The sequence below is a fragment of the Streptomyces sp. NPDC057428 genome (assembly GCF_042803195.1).
GTDB lineage: Bacteria > Actinomycetota > Actinomycetes > Streptomycetales > Streptomycetaceae > Streptomyces.
In genome coordinates, this window is sequence record NZ_JBHVCT010000204.1 from 1 (window position 1) to 2,202 (window position 2,202).

At 64.9% G+C, this 2,202-nt stretch carries 2 protein-coding genes; both read left to right on the plus strand.

Translation table 11 applies throughout. The features are described 5' to 3' along the window. Nucleotides 1–1,349: 1,349 nt before the first annotated feature. A complete protein-coding gene (locus ACFU5K_RS31700; protein WP_384068151.1) occupies nucleotides 1,350–1,646 on the plus strand; it encodes a transposase in 297 nt (98 codons plus the stop codon). Between the two features lie 240 nt (nucleotides 1,647–1,886). Then, nucleotides 1,887–2,129, plus strand: a complete 243-nt coding sequence (locus tag ACFU5K_RS31705; RefSeq protein ID WP_384068154.1) for a hypothetical protein — start codon at nucleotides 1,887–1,889, stop codon at nucleotides 2,127–2,129. The last annotated feature ends 73 nt before the right edge of the window (nucleotides 2,130–2,202 follow it).

A 2,202-nucleotide genomic window follows, 5' to 3' on the forward strand; every position in this document is an offset into this window, starting at 1 on the left:
GCTCGTCCTCGTCCGCGACACCGCCTGCTGATCACCCACCAGCCGAACCGCCAGGCCAGCACGCCCGCATCTCAATTTCCCCCGAGGTCGTAAGGGTGGGTGCGCTAGCACATCGCAGAGGAGGCACGTGGCGGGCGGAGTCCGGGCGCGCGTCGGCTAGTGCGCCACACCCGGGTGAGGAGTTGACGAAAGCCCGCAGAGGAGAAGGCGGCTGCGAGAGTGCGCCAGCTCGTTTGCCTGTGGGGGACGCTTTGTCGCCGTACGGCCGCAGGCGCGCGCGAGCCGACGTGGACAAGGACGGCAGGGGGTGGGAAGCGGTGTGCGGAGTGAAGTAAGCGGTAGGGGCTGAACGCAAAAGCGTAAGCAGCGAGGGACGTGCGCAAGATCGGAAGCAATCACGCAGCAAGGAATGTGCGCCCGGGAGTGCGTATGAGCCGTAGAGCTGTAGTAAAGCCGACCAAGAGAGCGTCCGAGTGTGCGTAGAGCAAGTTGGACGAGAGAGGCAAAGAAAGGGCGTCCGAAAAGACGGTCGGACGGATGGGTGAACGAGCGGTTGCAGGAAGCGACGCACGACTGAACGTAAGGGCCGGAGTGCGTATGGGGCTGCGCACATAGGGACGTTAGGAGTGAAGCAAGAAGGTGATGGCGCGCTTAAGTAAAGACGGTCGAGCGAGATGAGGCACGGGTGCATGTAAGCGAAAAGGTAAATGCGAGAATAGGAGAGAGTGCAAGATGGAGGGAGAGAGGGGGTGTGATCACGTCCGCGTGCACGTGTGTGTGCGTGGAAGTGTGTGAATTAGTGAATCTCGGCTCGTAGAGGGATGCTGGTCTTCTTGCGCTTCCTCGTGCCGACTGCAGTACCTGCATCTCAAGGTGAGGGAGTTTGGGGCTCTGACAGTAAAGATGCAGGTCTACGCACCAGTGAGGCCGTGTGTGTGCGTGCGTGGGAGTGTGTGAATAAGTGTGCCGGCGGTCACGGCGTCGAGGTCTCGGCGCCGGTGGAGTGCGAAGCCGGTGAGCCCGGGCAACTGGTGCCACCTGATGCAGTTCGCGTGAGTCAGACCGCTCGCCACAACCGCCAGCGCTGCGCCGGCGCCTCTGGGGCGACGTCGTCTTCGGGCCTCATCATCGATCGTGTGGCCTCGACAAGCGCAAGCAGCGTCGCGTCTAGGGCGTCGCGAGCCGCTTTCTTGTGCTTTGCACATGGCGTGCTCTCAGAGGGCGTTTAATGTAGGCGAGTTGCCCTTTATCTCCTATTAAGTACCTCGCCAGGTGGGTGTGGGGGACTGCTGCACGGATAGGTGACACCTGACCTGGCTTGCTGAGAGGCGGCCTGGAAGGATGTTGCAGTGCCCAAGCCGTATCCGAAAGAGTTCCGCGAGGACGTCGTGCGGGTCGCGCGCAACCGCGAGCCCGGCGTCACGCTGGAACAGATCGCCGCCGACTTCGGCGTCCACCCGATCACGCTGTCGAAGTGGCTGCGCCGAGCCGACACCGACGAGGGCGGCGCCAAGCCCGCGCCGGGGCCGGGTGAGTCGGCCGAGTTGCGCGAGGCCCGGAAGCGCATCCAGCTCCTGGAGCAGGAGAACGAGGTGCTGCGCAGGGTCGCGGCGTATCTGTCGCAGGCGAACCTGCCGTCAAAATGATGTACCCGCTCGTCCGCGAGCTGGCCGCCGCCGCTGCCCCTGGCCGGGTGCCGGTGGCGGTGACGTGCCGGGTGCTCGGGCTGGCCCGCCAGCCCTACTACCGGTGGCTGGCCTCACCGGTCACCGTTTCCGAGCTCGCCGAGGCATACCGGGCGAACGCTCTGCTTCGACGCACATCGCGACGATCCCGAGTTCGGCCACCGCTTCCTCCTCGACGAGGCCCGGGCGGCCGGTGAGTCGATGGCTGAGCGGACCGCCTGGCGGATCTGCAGGGACAACGGCTGGTGGAGTGCCTTCGGTAAGCGCACGGGCCGTGGGAAGAACGCCAAGGCCGGGCCGCCTGTCCATGACGATCTGGTGCGGCGGGATTTCACCGCGGCCGGGCCGAACCGGTTGTGGCTGACGGACATCACCGAGCACGCAACCGGCGAGGGCAAGCTGTATCTGTGTGCCGTCAAGGACCAAGACCGCGAAGTTTGCTGATCGGCGGGGCTGTCAAGGGGTGATTTGTGCTGGTGGGAGGGTCTGGACGCACGACGGGACCCCTGACGATGGT